Origin of the sequence: Sphingosinithalassobacter sp. LHW66-3, assembly GCF_050703275.1 — a bacterium.
Taxonomy (GTDB): domain Bacteria; phylum Pseudomonadota; class Alphaproteobacteria; order Sphingomonadales; family Sphingomonadaceae; genus Sphingomonas.
This window is the reverse complement of sequence record NZ_CP193482.1, coordinates 2431629-2448702: the sequence shown is the minus strand read 5'-3', so window position 1 is coordinate 2448702 and position 17074 is coordinate 2431629. Positions and strand designations below refer to the sequence as shown.

The following is a 17074-nucleotide window of genomic DNA, read 5'->3' as shown; positions in this document are numbered from 1 at the left end:
CCTCTCCTATGATTGGACGCGCCAGCGTCCCAGCACCGGCCAGGGCACTTCCCCGGGCCGTTCGACCACACGGCGCAGCATTGCATCGGCATGGATGATGCCGGTCTCGCTCGCGATCGCCATGTGGAGCTGCCCGGCATCGACGGCGCACAGCAGCAGGTCGCCCGGGCGGGAATCGTAGCACCGCGTCAGCTCCGATCCGGCCAGCTGTCGAACGATCTTGCCTATGTCGCTGCGTCGCAATGCATATCCGCTCGGCACCTCCCCGGCGAACCCTTCCGCGCGCAGCGCCAGCGCCGCCAGCCCGACGCAGTCGAGCCCCGTCGCCGGATCGCGCCCGTGCAGCCGGAATCTCGCGCCCAGTGCGCGCCGCGCCGCTTCCACGGCGCGTGCTCCCGGTTTCATCCGCCGGGGTAGCGCGTCAGCAGGTCGATCCCCGGCAGATAGGGTTCGCCGCGGAAGTTGACGGCATTGCCGAACCGTCCGGCGCAGGTGGCGAGGCGCTTATCGCACCCCTCGCTTAGCTCCACTAGCGCGCCGACGGGGTCGAAGCGCGGTGGCGCTCGCAGCGTGACCGTCGCGCCGTCGGAACGGGCGACGGCATCCTCCAGACCGCAATTCCCGCCACCGAACCAGCGCAATCGGCCATGGCCATAGGCATCGGCGCTCGGCTCGGGAGCGTTCAGTGTCAGCACCTCGGCGTCCGCCGAAACCACGCGGGCGAACCGCCGCCGTCCGGCCATCGCCACTCGGCAGCGTGCGTCGCCCAGCTCGGCGCGGCAATCGGGCGACGTCGTCTCCACCACCGGCCGTTCCAGGAGGGCGGAGGCACCGCGCAACTCCGCGGTCAGTGCGCCGTTTCGCGTCTCGACTGCGCCAATCGTCCCTCCGCCGAGCGACACCGTCTCGCCCGGCGCGCTCCAGTCGACCGCGAGGATCGCGACATCGGCTCCGTCCCAGCGCCCCGCGAGCAGATCGGCCTCGGTGATCGCCGTGCTGGTCAGCGCTCCGCTCACATCCATGCTGTCCGCGTCCAGCCCCGCACTGCGCTCGATCGCCGATGGCGTCATTCCGGGCGCCGCACGATAGACGAGCCCGTCCACTTCGATGTCGCGATCGTGCGAGGTCAACCCGATCGTGACGCCGTCGCGCCGCGCGAGCCGCCAGCACAGTGCGATCGTCGTGCAGTCGCCTGCCAGCCAGTCCGCCATTCAGCCCTCGCGAATTTCGATAAGCGGCACCGACGGCGCCTCCCCGGCCAGGAATGTCGCCCGGCTCACCCGCAGCTGGTCCTCGGCAAAGCGCACCAGCACGTCGAAATAATAGCCGGCCGTGACGGTCGCATCCTGCGCGGGCGCGGCGTCGAGAGTCACCCAGCCGCCTGGCTCGAGCGTGAAGCCGCCGGTCTCCGCTCCATCGATTGCCACGCGCACGCTGCCGTTCACCGGCCGAGTGATCCGCCGGATCTGCTGGCCATAATGTTTCACTAGGGCGAAGCGCACCATGGCGCCGTCGCCCGTCCCGATCCGCTGATCGATCGGCGTGGGCTCGCCGCCGTCTTCGCGCGAGCGATCGTCGAAGAGGTCGCGCAGCCGAAATCCTCGCGCCGGGCCCATTCGCGCTCGGAAGAAGGCGAGCAGTTCGGCGATGTCGCGTTCCGAGCGCACCCCCGGCCCCACGTCATAGGATGTCCGCGCCTCCGCCCAGTCGGCGTTGCGCTTTTCATGTCCGCCCGCGCTCGTCACGATGGCAGTGGAAAGCTGCGGCGCCACTTCGGCCTCGCGGCCCAGCGCCAGGGGGAAGGCCACGTCGTCGAACGCCTGCACATCGTCCTCCTGATCGAAATGAAGATAGCCGTCGCGCAGCACCTGCGGCAGCGCCCAGACGAAGGTCTCCGCCACGCCGCGCGCCCGCGCCGCTTCGGCTGCCGAATCGATCGCGCGCCACTGCCGCCGATCGTCGGGCCGCAGCACGAATCCTGCGAAATAATGCTGTTCCGCCGTTGGATAGCCGAGCCGCGCCTCCGCCTGCGCGATCCCGCGCGCGGTCAGCGCGGTGCGTCCGGTCGCAGCCCAGTCGTAATCCTCGAGCTGAAGCACGTCGAACGCGGGTCGTGCCCAGCCGACCGGCAGGTTCGCGCGCTTGAGCTGGGGCGCGAGCGGGTCGAGCACCGTCGGCAGATAGGCGAGCAGCAGGATCTCCGCCCCCGGCGCCGCCGCGCGCACCGTGTCGCGCAGCGCCAGTGTCGATGCCGCCAGCACGGCCCCGGCGGCGTCGAGCACCTCGGGGTCGGGCGCGCCGCGCACATTCTGCTCGGGCGGATCGCCCAGCGCCGCCCGCGCCGCCGCGTCGTGGATGCACAGGCGGCCGTCGGCCATCACCCACCACCACGGCTCGCCGATCTGGAACCGTACCGGCATTCCGGCGGCGCCCGCGAAGCCGACGAATGCCGCGGCCACCTGCTTCAGATAACCCATCGCACCCGCATGCGCGGGCGAGAGCAGCGCCGATGGCGGCTCCCATCCGGTCAGCGCCGGCGATCCGTCGGCCGCTCGCTGCTTCCAGTCGTTCCAACAATGCGCGTCGAACAGCTCGTAGCTGAGCGACCAAATGACGGTATATCCCAGCGCCTTCGCCCGCACCGCGAAATTGTGGTGCCAGGCGGCGCAGGGTGCGTTCAGCACGCCCCCCGCCAGGCTGACGTAATAGCCGCCGCCCAGCGGCTCGAGCCGGAAATAATGGCTCATCCCCACATAATGGACGATGCTCCCGCGATAGCCGAGGTGCATCGCGTTGCGCAGCAGCCGCGCGGGCGTCAGGTGATAGCTGTCGTCATAGCCGCTCGCGATCGACAGCCCGTGCTCGGGCACCACCACGTCGCCGATCGCCAGCACCGATCCCGGCCCTTCGCAGGCGATCCGCGACAGCTCGACCCACCCCTCCGAGGGAGCATCGAGCGCCGCGTCGGTGCCGGTATAGCCGGGCGCGACCAGCGAAACGAACATACGGTCGATGTCGCCCGCGAACACCGGATCGGCCTCATGGGGCAGCATGAAGCCGCCGACGAGCGCCGCGAAGTCGAGCGACACCACGGCATCCTCGGGGGTGCCGACCGCATAGTTCCACAGCCGGACATACCAGGCGCGCGCGTTCCCCGCTGCATCCCGCCCCTCGATCGTCAGCACCGGCCCGTTGACGGCGTCGAGCGCCCGCACGCCAGACGCGCGCCAGCGGAACGATAGTCGGCAGTCGCGATAGTCGCGCCGAGTCGCATAGGCGAGCAGCGGGTGATCGTGCCGGTCCTCGGACTCCCAGATCAGCCCGCACAGGTCGTCGGCGCGATAGAAGACCGCATCCACGCGCAGCGCATCGGACGCCGTCGTCGTCACCGCCGCCATCATCGGCCGGGGAAAATTCACTGTCCAAAAGGCGGGGTCGAAGCGCGTGAGCACGCCCTCCGCCTGCCCGCGCCGCTCCGACGCCAGCCAATAGCCCATGGTGCTTCCCTTCTCTTCTCGCTCGGCCCGGCGCGGCGCGGAGGATGTGCGATGTGATTGCCTTGTATCGCGCGGCGAGCCGCGCGATGGGTGTCCGCACAAAAGGGGCGAGCCGCATCGGCATTCTGGAGAGACGCTGTGGAAAAGCTGCTGCGCGCCGGTTGCGGGAATGCCTTTGTGTTGATCGTGCTGTTCTTCCTGCTCTGGTGGCTGCTCGCGCCCACCGCGGTGTGGCTGCTGGAGCGCGTTCTCACCTTCCTCGGCAGCCTGTGACTCACTCCACCTGCGCCAGTGCCGCCTTCACTGCGCGCGCCACCTGGCGGCTCGACTGCGCCAGCGCGCGCGGCGCTTCGCCCGCGCCTGCGTTCACCGTGATCGCGACGCGCACTTCGCGCGCCGCCGCGCTGCCGGGCGCTGCCGCCGCGACGCTGCCCGCGCTGGTCGGCACGAACAGTTCGGGCCCGCGCTCGCCCACCCAATAGGGGCGCCCGGGGCTCACTGGCCCACCCGTCGCCCGCCCCGGCGCTCCGAGCAGGCCCGCGATCAGCCCGCCCAGTCCGGCGGCGCCGGTGCCGCCGCCCAGCGCACCGATGCCGCCGCGGATCGCGTTCGCCGCAATGTCGCCCAGCACGTTCAGCGCCAGTGCGCGCAGCTCCTCGAAACCGAACTTGCCGGTTCGCACGGCGCGGGCGAGCGCGCCTTCGATCGCCCGTCCCGCCCGTTCGGCCCCTGTCGTGAGCGGCCCCTCCATCTCGGTGCGTATCGCCGCCAGGTCCCGCGCGAGGCCTTTTGTGTCGGCGCGCACGCTCACCACCAGCCGCTCGATTTCCTCATCCATCGGGAAACTGCTCCTTCAGTCTCGCCAGCAGCGCGGCATCGGGCGGCGCAGCCTCCTCGCCCGAAAGCGCCCGCACCAGCGCCTCCAGCTCGGCCGGCGTCGCCTGCCAGAACGTCTCCGGCGCCCAGCCGAAGGCGACTCCGGCCAGCCCCGCCAGTCGACGCGCCGCCGCCGCGAAGCTCGGCGTCATCGCCCCGCCAATATCTGTCCCAGCAGCGTCTTCAGCGCCGGCGTCGCCGCCGCCAGCCCCGCTGCGGCCAGCCCCTCGCCGAACGCCGCACGCGTCAACCCCTCGGGCCGCTCGCGCAGGCAGTGCCAGAACAGGGCAGCCATCTCGCCCAGTCCCAGCCGCCCCTCGGCGGCCCGCTCGACCAGCGCGAACAGCGGCCCCAGTTCGGCCTCCGCCGCCACCAGCGCGGTGAAGCTCGGCCGCAGCACCAGCGTCTCGCCCGCGACTCGCAGGCTCGCTTCGCCGCGCACCGGATTGGCGGCCGCGCTCATGCGCTCACCACCGGGCCCGAGCTTTCCAGGCTCAGCGTGTAGCTGCGCTCGCCGTTGAAATCGCCGGCATAGTCGAGCCGGGTGACCAGGAATTTCCCGGTCATGCTCTCGCCGCTCTCGAAGCTCAGGCGATAGTCGTCGAGCACGCCCGACAGCGCATTGGTCTTCACCCGCGCCTCGGCCGCCGATCCGGTGAACACGCCCGCGCCCGAAACGCTCACCGATCGCACGCCCGCGCCCGACAGCAGCTCGCGCCACCCGCCCGAATCCTTGCTCGTGATCGCCACTGCCTCGCCGTTCACCGAAAGCTGCGTGGTGCGCAGCCCCGCCACGGTCGTGAACGCCGCCGGCGATCCGCCATCGCCCACCTTCAACAGAAACGCGCTTCCCTTTTCCGCCGCCATGTCGATCTCCTCACAATTCGGTGCGCAGCATCCGCACGCGAAATTCGCTCAGCGCCATCCAGCGGCCGTCGCCCTCGCGCGCGATCCGACTGCGCAGCAACACCAGGCTCGCCACCGCCCAGCCTTCGCCCAGCGCCCGCGGCAGTGCCGCGATCGCCTCCTCGGCGGCTCCTGCAAGCACCCGCAGCCGCACCGGCCGCTCGCCCGCATCGAACAGCGCGACTGCCACGCGCGCCTCGCGCCCCTCGGCGCCCTTGGCTCCCCAGTCGGTCAGGATCGCCTCCTCCACCACTGCAAAGGGCCGCGCCGCGCGCACCGGCGGCGCGTCGAACACCGCCGTCACGCCCCCGGCGAGCGGCGCATGGGCTTCGAGCGCCGCCTTGAGCGCCGCCTGCACCAGCGTCTGCACGCTCATCGCAGCAACCCTCCCAGCCAGCGCAGCACGGGGTCGGTCAGCGCCCGCCGCGCCAGATCCCGTCCGGACAGCGTTACGCGCATACCGCTCCGTTCGGCGCGCACTCCCGGCAGCGCCGACGCGATCCGCTCGGCCAGCCGCTCCGCCGCTGCCGCCGCGCGCCGCTCGGCCGCAGCTTCCACGCGCCGGATCATGCCGCTCGCTCCGGGCTGCGCAGCCGCAGCCGCCGCCACGGCCGCCACAGCGCGCTCACCGCCGCCGGCGGCGCCGCATCGCCGCCGCGCGCCTCGAACAGATGCGCCGCCAGCAACAGCACGCCCTGCGCCAGCGGCGGCGGCACGTCGCCCCAGCCGGCGGCGAGCCCGGCGCTGTGGCGCACGCGGACCCGCGCGATCCCCGGCGCCGTCACTCGGATCCAGCCATAGCCGGCGGGGTCGATGTCGACCGCGTGGCTTTCGGGCGCTAGTGCCGTCTCTTGCCCGCCCGCGTCGAGCGCTGCCACGCCGGTCACGGCGAGCACCGGCGCCGCCGTCAGCCGCTGCCAGCGGCGTTCTCCCGCCACGATCTCTTCATGCTCGCGGACGATCAGCGCGGTGCCGGTGAATGCCTCGCACAGCGCAAGCGCCGTCGCGGCCACCCGCTCGGTCAGCGCGGGTTCGGCGCTCGCCGCGATCCGCAAATGGCTCTCGATGTCGGCGCGCACGGCGGCGATCGCCGCCGCCGGAAACGGCGGTGCTGTCATGTGCGATTCTCCCGCGGATACGGAGGTGCGAAGCGCGGCTGCGCCTCGGCGAATGAAAAATGCGGCCGCCGCCTCCCGCTGGGCGCGGCGGCCGTCGCAGCGCGCGATCAGCTCGCGCTGAACCGCATCAGCTTGATCGCCTCCGAATTGCTCACCATCCCGCCGACGCGCTTGGTCGCGTAGAAGTGGACGAACGGCTTGTTCGAATAGGGATCGCGCAGGATCTGCGTCGCCGAGCGTTCGGCGATCAGATAGCCCGCCTTGAAATTGCCGAACGCGATCGACAGGCTGTTCGCGGCGATGTCGGGCATGTCCTCGGCCTCGACCACCGGATAGCCGAGCAGCGTTGCGGGCTGCCCCGCCGCCAGGCTGGGCTGCCACAGAAACTCGCCGGCGCTCGTCCTGAACTTGCGGATGCGCGCGAGCGTCGCCGAATTCATCACCCAAACCGCGCCCTGGCGATAGGGCGGCCGCAGCGTCTGGACCAGATCGATCAGCGTCTCCTCGGCATCGTCGCCAAACGCGCCCGCCGCGCCGCTCGGCAGATACTGGAGCTGGCCGAAGCTGCGCGTCGCATCGCCCGCGAGCGACACCGTTGCCTGCAGAAAGCCCTTGGGCTTGTCGGTCCCGTCGCCATTGACGAAGGCCGCGCCCTCCGCCTTCGCGAACTCGGCCGCGATCTCGCCCGCCAGCCATTGCTCGACATCGAAAGCCGCATCGTCGAGCATCGCCTGGCTCGCCGCCGGATTGGCATAGAGCTCGCCCGAGGGCGGGGCGATCTCGTGAAACGCCGGCGTCGCCGTCTCGTCGCGGCTGCCGGTCTCGCTCGCCCAACCCGAAGGCGTGCCGCCGCTCGTCACCAGCTTGCGATATCCGCTCGATCCCACCTGCACCACATTCGCGATGCTGCGGATCGGCGAGATGCTCTTCAGCGTCGCGTCGATCATCGTGTCGATCTCGTCGGGAACCGCCACGCCGCCGGCGGCATCGCTTGCGCCGGTGAAGGCCTTCACTTCCAGCCCGCCTACGCCCGATCGCACGAAGCTCTCGAACGCCGCCGCGCCCGGCGCCCGCGAGCCCGCGAGCATCGGCCGCGCGATCGCCGCGCCCGTTCCGTCCTGTGCCTCGAAGCTCGCCTCGAGCCCGTCCGCCACTTCCGTCATTCCCGTCTCCCGCAAAAAACCCCTCCCCGGTGGGGAGCGGTGGAGGGAAAGGCCCCGCGCCCTTCCGGTTGCTTTGGAATCCGGCACCGCGCACACTGTCCCGACGCCGGGAGAGCGGGCAATGAGCCAGTTCGAATTCTTCATGACCTTTTACGGCCTGCTGCTCGGCCTCGCGGTCGCCGAGCTGATGGCGGGCTTCGCGAACCTGATCGGTGCGAAGGCACGGCCGAGGCTGGGACTGTTCACGCCGCTGCTCGGCTTCACCGTGTTCATCCAGCTCATGGCGACGTTTCTCGACGCCTAGCTGAAGCTCCAGAACGTGGCGATGAACCTGGTCGGCCTGGCCAACCCGACGATGATCGGCATCCTCTTCTTCGTGCTCGCGCGCACCGCCGTCCCGCGCGAGACCGCCGACTGGCCATCGCTCGACGCCTATTTCCTTGCGCACCGCCGCTGGACCGTCGGCATGCTGCTCGCGATCAACGCGCTGATCTGGGTCTATGAATTTCCGCTCCTGCGGGCGATGATCGCGCAGGAGCACTGGTCGAACGTGCGGCACTATTTCGCCGCCAAGGAGTCCTGCTCGCGCTGCACCTGGTGGCGCTGTTCGCCCGTCCGCGTGCGCTGATCGCCGCCGCGCTCGCCGGAATCGCTCTCTTCTACCTCTACTATTACGCCGACTTCGCCGCGCCGATCTTCTCGGCGGCCAGCGCATGAACCCGCGCCAGCGGCTGCATCGGCTGTGCTACCAGGCTGACCTCGGCGAGATCCACGCGCAGCAGTTCGCGCCGCGCGCCGCGTCGCGCCGCGCGCACGCGATAGCCGAACGACAGGCCGGTCACCGCCCCCGCCGCCACCAGCGCCGCCAGCTTCGGCTCGGCGACGCGACCGATAACCCGCAGGCCTCGCGAATCCTCCTCGATCCGCTCGATCGCACCCACCGGCGCGCCGCCATGCTGCCACAACAGCGGCACCGGCCCGACGGCGCCGAACGCGCCGCGCCGGACTACGTCGCCGCCGCGGTCGGGCGCGTCGAACACCGCGGCATATCCGGCGAACCTCACAGCCATTCGGCAAAGCCCAGCTTCACGGCCAGCCCCGCCAGCACCACCGTCAGCCCCATCCGGCCGGCCCATCCGAGCAGCAGCTTGAACACCGACGATTTCGCGTCGCGCCATGCGCCCAGAAGCTCGCGCAGCTCCGCCATGTCGCGCGGCGCCGCCACATCGTCGAGCCCCAGCTTGGCGAGCGCACGCCGCGCGCCAAGCTCGCCCGCTTCCTCGGCGATGCCGCGCAGCGTGGCCAGATCGGTGCCCGCTTCCTCGGCCTGGCGCATGAGCTGCGCCAGCACTCCCGTATCCTCGCTCATGCCGGTCTCCTGTTGCCGCCGCTTCGCCGACTGCCGCGATCACGCGGGGCAGTGGGATGCCGAGCGGCGCGTCTGCATCGTGCCGGTCACGCCAGCCCCACGGCCGCGCGCTTCTCCTCGGTCGTAAGGAAATCGGCCGCGCTCACCTGCGCCCACAGCCGCTCGCGGTCCTCCGAAAGCGCCGTCACTCGATCGAGGTCGACGCCCACCGCCGCCCCGTCGAACCATCCCGCCAGTCCCTGGCACAATCCGCCCAGGATCTTCTCGGCGAGCGGCAGGATCGCCAGCCGCCACAGCGCGCGGTTCGCCTCGCGGTAATTGGCATAGGCCGTGTCGCCGGGCAGCCCGAGCAGCATCGGCGGCACGCCGAACGCCAGCGCGATCTCGCGCGCCGCCGCCGCCTTCAGTCCCACGAAATCCATGTCCGCGGGGGTCAGGCTCATCGCCTGCCATTTCAGCCCGCCTTCCAGCAGCATCGGGCGCCCGGCATTCGCCGCACCGGCAAAACCCGCCTCCATCTCCGCCTTCAGCCGCTCGAACTGGTCGGCCGCCAGTGCGCTGCCGTCGCCCGGATCATAGACCAGCGCGCCGCTCGGCCGTGCCGCATTGTCGAGCAGCGCCTTGTTCCAGCGCGCTGCGGCATTGTGGATCGCCACTGCCCCCGCCGCCGCACCCAGACAGCCGAGCCCATAATGATCGTCGACCGGATGGAACGCCTTTACGTGGACCAGCGCGGGCCGCCCCGCGGCGTCCTCCGCCGCCAGCCGTACGCCATGCTCGCCGACGCGATAGCGATAGGCGACCGGCCAGCCGTTCGCATCGGGTTCCACGCTCACCCGCTCGGGCCGCAGCGCATAGAGCTCGGCGACGCCGCCCGCCGCGTCGGTCAGGATCTGGACATAGGCATTGCCGTGAAGCAGCAGATGCGCCGCCACCGTCTCGATCAGCAGCTGCCCGCCCGATCGTGCCGTCACCAGCGCCAGCAGCGCCGGTTCCGATGCAGTGAGCGGCGCTCCGCCGACGCCTTCCGCCACCAGCTTCACCGCGCGCTGCGCCACCGGATTGGCCAGATAGGCGTCGCGCACCTGCGCTTCATACGAGCGCGGCCAATCGCCCAGCATGCCCGCGCCGCCCGCCCGCGCCAGTGCCGGCCGCGCACCCTCGCGCCGCCCCTTGCCGAACCATTTCATGCGCTTCTCCTTCGTTCCGGTCCCGCGCCGCCCTCCGCCTTGCCGCGACGGAACGGATCGCCTCGCCGGCGATTGCAGTCCCACCCGATGGGAGGTTTCGTGATGCAGTCCGCCGTCTATTCCACCGTGCTGTCGGCGTTGCTGGTCGTGCAGGGCATGCTGATCTTCTTTCTCGCCTGGCGGGCGCGAAGCGCGCGTCAGCCGGTCTCCGAGCGGATCAACCGCCGTGCGCTCGCCGCGCTGATGGTCCTCGGCGCGGTCAATACGCTCCTTTTCGGCGCGATCCTCGTTTCGCGACTGATGGAGGCCGGGACGAACCCCGCCTGATCGGCATCAGATCAGGCGGACTCCCGCCGCGTTCCGCCGCCCCAGCATCAGCTCGGTCATCGCCCACACCAGCGCGTCGGCGCGATCGGGCGAGCGTCCCGGCCCTTCATAGCCGCCGCCCGCCACCAGCCCGCACAGTTCGTCCTCCAGCGCCGGAAAGCCGCCGACATGAAACGCGCGGCCGCGCTCGTACAGCGCCGCCACCGGCTCCGCGCGCGCCGACTTGCCCCGGCTGGCGTGCACCAGCCGCAGCGGCAGCGCGGCGTCCGCCGCCTCGAGCACGCTGCGCACCATTGCCCCGCCCTGGTTCGCCTCGGCCACCACGCGATCGGCGCCGTTGCGCACCGCGCAGCTTGCCACCGCGCGCGCCCAGCCCTCCGGGCTCGCGCCCGCCACGCTCGCGTCCTCGATCACATAGGCCGCGCCATCGCGCCCCAGCGCCACCGCCACGATGCCGCACGCATCGGCGCGCCTGCTGCGCGCATCGCTGGAAGCTCCGGCGGGAGGATCCACCCCCACCACCACCCGCCGGAGCCCCGGCGCCGCGCGAATGCGCGCGCCTTCCAGCAACGCGCGCGTCCACAGCGCGCCCGCCGCGTCCTCGATCAGTTCGCCGTCCAGTTCCTGCCGTCCCAGCCGGGTGCCGCCGTACAGCTCGGCCATCGCGTCGCGAAACGCCTGCGGCAGCAGCACATTGTCGGCGGTACGCCCGGTAACGGTCACCGTGTCCGGCCGCTCGCGCAGCGTCCGCAGCAGCGCGATCGGCCGCGGCGTCGTCGTCACCAGTGCGCGCGGCCGCTCACCCATGCGCAGCGCCATCGCCAGATTGTCCCAGGTCTCGTTCGGATAGGCCCATTTGGCGATCTCGTCACACCAGGCATAGTGAAACTGCGGCCCGCGGAGTCCCTCCGGCCGCTCGCCCGAATGGACGAAGGCTTGGGCGCCGCCGGGCCATGCCAGCCGCCCGCGCGTCGGTTCCCACTTCGGCCGCGCCTCCTCCGGCGCCGTCGCCAATATGCCGCTCGGCCCCTCGATCATCACCGCACGCACTTCGGCGAGCGTCGCGCCGACGAGCGCGATCTGCGCCGCGCCCTCGGCCTCGGCCAGCGCGCGTACCCATTCGGCGCCCGCCCGAGTCTTTCCAAAGCCGCGGCCCGCCAGCATCAGCCATACCCGCCAGTCGTCGCCCTCGGGCGGAAGCTGGCGCGGATCGGCCCAGAAGCGCCAGTCGTGCAGCAGCGCGGTCCAGCCCGACTCCGGCTTCAGGAAGCGCCGCCGCTCGTTCGCCGGGGCGCGTCCCACCGCCCGTGCGGTCGACAGCATCAGACGGAGCCATCCGCATCGCCGGCGTCTTCGCGCGCAGTGGCGTCGGTCAGCAGCGCGATCCGGCGCACGACTTCGGCCTTGGCTTCGATTTCGGTCATCCGCACCGGCTGCATCGTCCCGCCGATCCGGTCATACACCTCGGGCCGCCGCGCGCGCAGCAGGAACATCGCCAGCTGATCCGAATAGGTTCGAACATTGCCGACGATTTCACCGCGATAATAGACCGGCCGCTCGACGCCGCAGCGCGCCCGCTCGATCAGTTGGCTCTCCAGCTCGTCGAGTGCCTCGGCGATGGCGGCGTCCCAGTCTCGCGCGAAGGTGGCGTTGCGGAGGCGGTGACCATAGACGGTCGAGCTCGATAGCCCCGCCTCGCGCGCGGCACGCGAAACATTCGCCGTCTGCCGCAGCACCTCGAGGAAACATGCCTTGCGCACCGCCAGCGGCGGCTGCTTTCCCTTGTGCGCGCTGCGCGGCTTCGTCGCTCCGGCCATCGTCCCCTCCCGAAACGCAATCGGGCCGGAAGGCGTTGCCGCCCCCGGCCCGACTCGCAATTCTTCAGCGTTCCTGTCTCTTGCCAGATCAGCGTGACGATGTCAAGCTAAAAGTGCCAAATGGGTTACGTGGCCAAGTCGGCAATCACCGCTTCCCATGCCGCCGCCTCATCCTCGCGCCGCGCATGGACCAGCGGCGGCGCGATCGCCCCCGCCTCCGGATCGACCTCGATGGTCGCGTCATAGAGGAAGCTGGCATTGCCCGAGACTGCTACCGAGCCCCCCGCCTCCGGGCTCTCGGCACAGGCGCGCACCAGGCCACCTCGGTTGAAGACGATGATCTCGCTCCCAAAGGCGATTCGTCCGGTCAGTCCGGCGGCAAAGGTCGCCGCCGCCATCGCGCTGCCGCAGGCGTTGGTCAGCCCCACGCCGCGCTCATAGGTCCGCACGAAGAGATCGCGTCCCCTCAGTTGCGCGAAACTCACGTTCGTGCGTCCCGGAACGAGCTCGGGTCCGGCCTCGCACCAGTCACCGAGCGCAACCAGCTCCGCCTCGTCGATCGACTCGACGAACGCCACCAGATGCGGGTTCGGCATCGCCACCGCAGTGAAGGATCGCTCGCTCGGCAGCCCGGGTACGAGCGAATCGACCAGCATCTCCGCGTCGATTCGCAAGCCGACGTCGGCGGTGCGGATCGAAGCCGGTCCCGCCACCGTGCGCACCGTCACCACGCCCGGCGCCAGCTCTTCCTGGCGCGCGACCTGCGCGCTGCTCGTCTTCAGCCGCACCGCCGCCGAGTCGAGCCCCAGCAGCTCGAATCCCAGCCGCGCGACGCAGCGCAGCCCGTTGAGGCAGGTCTCGGCTTCGCTTCCGTCGGGATTGAACATCCGCATGCCGAAATCATGGCGCGCGTCGCCCTGTGTCAGCAGCAGGATGCCGTCGCCGCCCACCGGCCCCTCGCGGTCGGCGAGCGCCCGTGCGATGCGGGCCCATTGGCCGTCGTCGAGCGCTAGCCCGCGCGCGTCGATCAGCGGAAAGTCGTTGCCCGATCCATGGCATTTGACGAAGGCAAGCTGCATTGCGGCGAAATAGCCGAAGTGCGGCGCGAGTGCACGTGCGAAACGATCCCGGCTCAGGCCGCCGCCGCTTCGCGAACCGCCCCGCCCATCGCCGCGATCGTCTTGCGGTCCTGCTCCAGGATCGTGGCGAAGCTCGGCCGCTCGAGGATCCGGTTCAGATAGCGGGTGACGCGCGGATAGCGCACCGGGTCGATCGGCGATCCGACGAGCGCCAGATTGGCGAGCGGGCTCGCCACGGCGATGTCGGCCAGCGTCAGCCGATCCTCGACGAGAAAGCCTTCTTCCGGCACCACGCGCTCCAGATAGTCGCACACCTTCGGCATCGCCTCGCGCTCGGCGGATTCGGCCGCGGCGATATCGGGCGTCGTCCGCAGCACGCGCGGCCCGACGAAGCGATTGAAGAAGATCGGCGTGTTCGCTCCGACGATGATCGTATCGGCGAACTCCTCGAACCAGATCGTCCGTCCGCGTGCTTCGGGCGCTTCAGGGATCAGCCCGGCTTCGGGATATTTGGCCTCGAGATAATGGATGATCGCGGAGGAATCGCACAATGTGAAGTCGCCGTCGCGGAACGCCGGCATCTTGCCGAACGGGCTCGCCTCGGCGAACTCCGGTCCGCCCTGGCCCATGCCTGCCGGCTTCAGCTCGGGCGCCAGCCCCTTTTCGGCGCAAACGACCATCACCTTGCGCACGAAAGGCGACAATGTGGACCCATAGACGATCATCGTGCATCCCCTCCGACGTGCGACGGCAATCTACCATGTCGGTTGCATCAAACAACCTAGTTTCGAGGCCGTATCAATGCCCGTAGCACCTGCGCTGCCCCGGTGACCGGCCTCACGCTCCTGCTGCTGATCGGCGCGATTCTCGCTGCGGTCGCGTTCCATCGCCGGCTCCGGCGAGTCGAGCGCGAGCTCGCCGATCTCCGTTCGGCGCTCGCCGGCGGCACCGCGCGCGCGCCCGCGCCGCCGCGGATCTCGCGCCCTCGGCCCGCACCGACGCGCCGCCTGCCACGCCCGAAGCTCAACTTCGAAACGCTGGTCGGCGGCCGATTGCCGATCTGGATTGGCGGCGCGGCACTGGTCCTGGCCGGCTTCTATCTCGTCCGCCTCTCGATCGAGAGCGGGTTGCTCGGCCCCGTCGCCCGGACGATCCTCGCCGCACTCTTCGCCGCGCTGCTGATCGCGGCGAGCGAAGCCGCGCACCGCCTGTCGGCCGCGCTCGCCGACCGGCGCGTCGGCCAGGCGCTCGCCGGCGCCGGCGTGGCCAGCGGCTATGCCACGCTCTACATGGCGGCCGCGCTCTACGATCTCGTCGCACCGCTGCCCGCCTCCGTGGCGATGCTCGGGATCACGGCGCTCGCGCTCGCGCTGGCACTGCGGCACGGGCCACCGACGGCGGCAATGGCGCTCGCCGGCGGATTCCTCGCGCCGCTGGTGGCCGGGTTCGAAGCAGCGGGCGTCGGTCCGCTGCTGGTCTATCTGGCTCTGTTCATCGCGGCGCTGTTCGGCCTCGGCGTCCGCCGCGGCTGGGCGTGGCTCGCCATCGCGGCTGCGGCCGCGGGCTTCGCCTGGATCAACTTCCTGATCTATGCGCTGCAAGGCGACGATCTGGCCGCGCTGGGGCTGTTCACGGTGGTGCTCGCCGCCGGCGCCAGTGCCGCGCTCCCGGCTGCGGGAGCCCGGGCACGCTGGCTTCGCCTCGTGCCGCTGCTGGCAGGTCTCGTCCAGCTTGTCGCGCTCGCCCCCGCGCTCGAATTCGATGTGCTCGCCTGGAGCTTCTATCTCGTCCTCGCCGCCGCTGCGCTGGCGCTCGCCTGGCGCGACCGGATCTATCTGCCCGGCGCCGCCGCTGCGCTCGCCCTGCTCCTGCTGCTCGAAGCGGTCGCGATGCGAGCGGGCGCCACCGGCGCCACTTTGATCGCCGCGCTCGTCGCAACGCTGCTGTTCGCGCTGCCCGGCCATCTGCGCGTCGATCGGCCCGGCTGGGCGCTGCTCGCGCTCGGCGGCACCGCCGGGCCGCTCCTCGTCGCCCATGCCGCCGCTGCGCCTCTGCTCGCCCCGGCCGGCTGGGCCGCGGTCGAGATCGTCGCCGCCGCGCTCTGCGCCTGGATCGCCTGGCGCACCCGCGACACGGCCGATCCGCTCGCCCGCGTCGCAGCTCCCGCGCTCGTCGCGCTGCTGGCGACGCTCGCCATCGCCACCTTGCTTCCGCCCAGCTGGCTCGCGGTCCCGCTCGCGCTGGCGATGCTCGCGCTCGCCGGCTGGGCCCACCGCAATCCAGCACCGGCGCTCTTCGCGCTCCCTGCGCTTCCGTTCGCGGCCGCAGTTCTCGCTGCCGTCGGACCGCTGGGGGAGCTGGGGAACGCCCTCGTCCAGTCGGTCGGCGGCGCGCGCCTCCCCTATCCGCTGCTGCCCGAGCTCGGCCTGCTGCTGCGCGCGCTCGCGCTTCCCACCGTCGCCGCGGCGCTGCTCCTCGCCGATCCGCGCCAGTTCGGTCGCGGGCGCAGGGCCACTGGGATCGCCGCCATCGCGCTCGCGATCCTGCTTCTCTACGCGCTGGCGAAGCAGCCGCTGGCGATCGCCACCGATGCTGACTTCCGCAGCTGGGGCTTTGTCGAGCGCGCACTGCTCACCCACGCCTGCCTCGCCGCCGGCTGGCTGCTATACCGCCGCACACGTCTGCGCGGCGTCGCGACGGCACTGCTTGCTCTCGGCTTCACGCGGTTCGTCTGGTTCGATCTCCTCGTCCTGAACCCTGTCTGGGTGGCCCAGGCTGTCGGATCGTTTCCGCTGCTGAACGCCGCCGTCCTGCACACCGCACTCACTGCCTTCTGGCTGTGGATGCTGCCGCCGCGCCCGTTCCTGCGCACCGCGGCAGGGGTCGCCACGCTGGTCTCCGTTCTGGCTGCCGTCCGTCAGGCGACGCATGGCACGATCCTGACCGGCCCGGTCACCACGCTCGAAAACACCGGCTATTCGGCAGCGCTGCTCATCCTCGCCTTGTTCTGGCTCTGGCGCGGCATCGCCATCGGCGCGCGCGACCTGCGGCTGTTCGGCCTCGTGCTGCTCACTGGCGTCACCTTCAAGGTGTTCCTGATCGACGCCGCCGCGCTCGATGGCGTGCTGCGCATCCTGTCCTTCCTCGGGCTCGGCGTTGCGCTTATCGGCATCGGCTGGGCCTATGGCCGCTTTCTCGGACGCGAGGCGCAGCCCGGCACGGATCACCCCAGCCCATAGTGATCGGCGAGTCGGTCGAGCGCGATGCCGAGCACCAGCTTGCCCGCGCGCGCCGGCCAGCCGAGCGCCTTCTCCGCCGCCGGCAGCCCCTCGCCCGCGCAGATCACCCGCCACAGCACGTCGCTCAGCCCCGGTCCTGCGGCAGCCACCGCGGCATCGAACCGCCGCTTGGCCGCGATCTGCGCCAGCGTCGGATCGAGCGGCGCATCCGGACCGCGCCGCCCCCGCGCCGTCGGCGCCGCGTCCCACCGCATCGTCACCCGCGGCCCCAGCGCGGCCGTTTCATAGTCGCTTCGCAGCCGCTCGCCCGCCTCGAATTGCCGCGCATCCACCATTCCGCGCGCGCGCAGCCAGCCGAGCGGCGATTCGGCGGCGTTGACCGTCACCGTGCGCCGGCTGCCCCGCCGCGCCAGGGCGCCCGGAGTCGCACCAACCGCCTCGATTTCCCGCTCCACCAATTCGCGCATGCCGTACCTCCGCCGCTTCCGAGTCG

General features: G+C 71.1%; 24 protein-coding genes. 5 read left to right on the top strand and 19 right to left on the bottom strand.

The annotated features are described in order from the left end of the window. Positions 1–6: 6 nt before the first annotated feature. The 3 genes from ACQ450_RS12030 to ACQ450_RS12020 are packed head-to-tail and all read right to left on the bottom strand — an operon-like array spanning position 7 to position 3497. Positions 7–405 carry a peptidoglycan endopeptidase gene (locus ACQ450_RS12030; protein WP_431469429.1) on the bottom strand — a complete coding sequence of 133 codons (399 nt, stop codon included), beginning with the start codon at positions 403–405 and terminating at the stop codon, positions 7–9. Then, positions 402–1211 (bottom strand): DUF2163 domain-containing protein, encoded by an 810-nt coding sequence (locus tag ACQ450_RS12025; protein ID WP_431469428.1) that lies wholly within the window; start codon positions 1209–1211, stop codon positions 402–404. Before ACQ450_RS12025 ends, ACQ450_RS12030 begins: the two co-directional genes overlap by 4 nt. Beyond that, positions 1212–3497 carry a DUF2460 domain-containing protein gene (locus tag ACQ450_RS12020; RefSeq protein ID WP_431469427.1) on the bottom strand — a complete coding sequence of 762 codons (2286 nt, stop codon included), beginning with the start codon at positions 3495–3497 and terminating at the stop codon, positions 1212–1214. It abuts the gene before it with no gap. 138 nt (positions 3498–3635) lie between these two features. Between ACQ450_RS12020 and ACQ450_RS12015 the strand changes: the two genes are divergently transcribed. Then, entirely contained in the window at positions 3636–3770 is a 135-nt protein-coding gene (locus tag ACQ450_RS12015) for a hypothetical protein (protein WP_431469426.1), read from the top strand. A gap of 1 nt (position 3771) precedes the next feature. On the opposite strand, the gene ACQ450_RS12010 is transcribed toward ACQ450_RS12015, so the two are convergent. The 8 genes from ACQ450_RS12010 to ACQ450_RS11975 form a co-directional block, all read right to left on the bottom strand. Beyond that, positions 3772–4335: a tail tape measure protein gene (locus tag ACQ450_RS12010; protein WP_431469425.1), complete on the bottom strand. Its 564-nt coding sequence runs from the start codon at positions 4333–4335 to the stop codon at positions 3772–3774. After that, positions 4328–4525: a phage tail assembly chaperone gene (locus tag ACQ450_RS12005; protein ID WP_431469424.1), complete on the bottom strand. Its 198-nt coding sequence runs from the start codon at positions 4523–4525 to the stop codon at positions 4328–4330. Before ACQ450_RS12005 ends, ACQ450_RS12010 begins: the two co-directional genes overlap by 8 nt. Next, complete coding sequence (locus ACQ450_RS12000; protein WP_431469423.1) at positions 4522–4836, bottom strand: gene transfer agent family protein; 315 nt, start codon at positions 4834–4836, stop codon at positions 4522–4524. Before ACQ450_RS12000 ends, ACQ450_RS12005 begins: the two co-directional genes overlap by 4 nt. Then, the gene (locus ACQ450_RS11995; RefSeq protein ID WP_431469422.1) at positions 4833–5240 is read right to left on the bottom strand and encodes a phage major tail protein, TP901-1 family; all 408 of its coding nucleotides are present in this window, start codon (positions 5238–5240) and stop codon (positions 4833–4835) included. The genes ACQ450_RS12000 and ACQ450_RS11995 overlap by 4 nt, the downstream gene beginning before the upstream one ends. A gap of 10 nt (positions 5241–5250) precedes the next feature. Next, complete coding sequence (gene gp17 / locus ACQ450_RS11990) at positions 5251–5655, bottom strand: tail completion protein gp17 (RefSeq protein WP_431469421.1); 405 nt, start codon at positions 5653–5655, stop codon at positions 5251–5253. Beyond that, positions 5652–5849, bottom strand: coding sequence for a hypothetical protein (locus ACQ450_RS11985; protein WP_431469420.1), 198 nt, complete (start codon positions 5847–5849; stop codon positions 5652–5654). Before ACQ450_RS11985 ends, gp17 begins: the two co-directional genes overlap by 4 nt. Beyond that, positions 5846–6397 (bottom strand): head-tail connector protein, encoded by a 552-nt coding sequence (locus ACQ450_RS11980; protein WP_431469419.1) that lies wholly within the window; start codon positions 6395–6397, stop codon positions 5846–5848. Before ACQ450_RS11980 ends, ACQ450_RS11985 begins: the two co-directional genes overlap by 4 nt. Before the next feature lie 107 nt (positions 6398–6504). Then, on the bottom strand, positions 6505–7560 hold the full coding sequence (locus tag ACQ450_RS11975; protein WP_431469418.1) for a phage major capsid protein: 1056 nt from the start codon (positions 7558–7560) through the stop codon (positions 6505–6507). Between the two features lie 121 nt (positions 7561–7681). On the opposite strand from ACQ450_RS11975, the gene ACQ450_RS11970 reads away from it, so the two are divergent. Both ACQ450_RS11970 and ACQ450_RS11965 read left to right on the top strand, forming a co-directional pair. Next, positions 7682–7864, top strand: a complete 183-nt coding sequence (locus tag ACQ450_RS11970; RefSeq protein ID WP_431469417.1) for a hypothetical protein — start codon at positions 7682–7684, stop codon at positions 7862–7864. A 15-nt stretch (positions 7865–7879) separates the two neighbouring features. Beyond that, positions 7880–8188, top strand: a complete 309-nt coding sequence (locus tag ACQ450_RS11965; RefSeq protein WP_431469416.1) for a hypothetical protein — start codon at positions 7880–7882, stop codon at positions 8186–8188. Between the two features lie 43 nt (positions 8189–8231). On the opposite strand, the gene ACQ450_RS11960 is transcribed toward ACQ450_RS11965, so the two are convergent. The 3 genes from ACQ450_RS11960 to ACQ450_RS11950 all read right to left on the bottom strand — a co-directional run bounded on the left by ACQ450_RS11960 (position 8232) and on the right by ACQ450_RS11950 (position 10119). Next, positions 8232–8630 (bottom strand): HK97 family phage prohead protease, encoded by a 399-nt coding sequence (locus ACQ450_RS11960; RefSeq protein ID WP_188053841.1) that lies wholly within the window; start codon positions 8628–8630, stop codon positions 8232–8234. Beyond that, entirely contained in the window at positions 8621–8929 is a 309-nt protein-coding gene (locus ACQ450_RS11955) for a DUF6127 family protein (protein ID WP_431469415.1), read from the bottom strand. The genes ACQ450_RS11960 and ACQ450_RS11955 overlap by 10 nt, the downstream gene beginning before the upstream one ends. 86 nt (positions 8930–9015) lie before the next feature. Further along, positions 9016–10119, bottom strand: a complete 1104-nt coding sequence (locus tag ACQ450_RS11950; RefSeq protein ID WP_431469414.1) for a phage portal protein — start codon at positions 10117–10119, stop codon at positions 9016–9018. 99 nt (positions 10120–10218) lie between these two features. Between ACQ450_RS11950 and ACQ450_RS11945 the strand changes: the two genes are divergently transcribed. Next, positions 10219–10446, top strand: coding sequence for a hypothetical protein (locus ACQ450_RS11945; RefSeq protein WP_188053838.1), 228 nt, complete (start codon positions 10219–10221; stop codon positions 10444–10446). Between the two features lie 6 nt (positions 10447–10452). On the opposite strand, the gene ACQ450_RS11940 is transcribed toward ACQ450_RS11945, so the two are convergent. From ACQ450_RS11940 to ACQ450_RS11925, 4 genes are all read right to left on the bottom strand, one after another. Beyond that, a complete protein-coding gene (locus ACQ450_RS11940) occupies positions 10453–11769 on the bottom strand; it encodes a DNA-packaging protein (RefSeq protein WP_431469413.1) in 1317 nt (438 codons plus the stop codon). Further along, positions 11769–12263, bottom strand: coding sequence for a hypothetical protein (locus tag ACQ450_RS11935; protein WP_431469412.1), 495 nt, complete (start codon positions 12261–12263; stop codon positions 11769–11771). Before ACQ450_RS11935 ends, ACQ450_RS11940 begins: the two co-directional genes overlap by 1 nt. A gap of 125 nt (positions 12264–12388) precedes the next feature. Further along, positions 12389–13342: a diaminopimelate epimerase gene (dapF, locus tag ACQ450_RS11930; protein WP_431469411.1), complete on the bottom strand. Its 954-nt coding sequence runs from the start codon at positions 13340–13342 to the stop codon at positions 12389–12391. A 53-nt stretch (positions 13343–13395) separates the two neighbouring features. Continuing rightward, a complete protein-coding gene (locus tag ACQ450_RS11925; protein ID WP_431469410.1) occupies positions 13396–14067 on the bottom strand; it encodes a glutathione S-transferase family protein in 672 nt (223 codons plus the stop codon). A gap of 102 nt (positions 14068–14169) precedes the next feature. Here ACQ450_RS11925 and ACQ450_RS11920 point away from each other — a divergent pair, with 102 nt between their 5' ends. Further along, on the top strand, positions 14170–16581 hold the full coding sequence (locus ACQ450_RS11920) for a DUF2339 domain-containing protein (RefSeq protein WP_431469409.1): 2412 nt from the start codon (positions 14170–14172) through the stop codon (positions 16579–16581). Here the strand turns inward: ACQ450_RS11920 and ACQ450_RS11915 are convergent. Next, entirely contained in the window at positions 16566–17048 is a 483-nt protein-coding gene (locus ACQ450_RS11915) for a DUF6456 domain-containing protein (RefSeq protein ID WP_431469408.1), read from the bottom strand. The two genes, ACQ450_RS11920 and ACQ450_RS11915, sit on opposite strands and share 16 nt — an antisense overlap. Positions 17049–17074 lie beyond the last annotated feature (26 nt).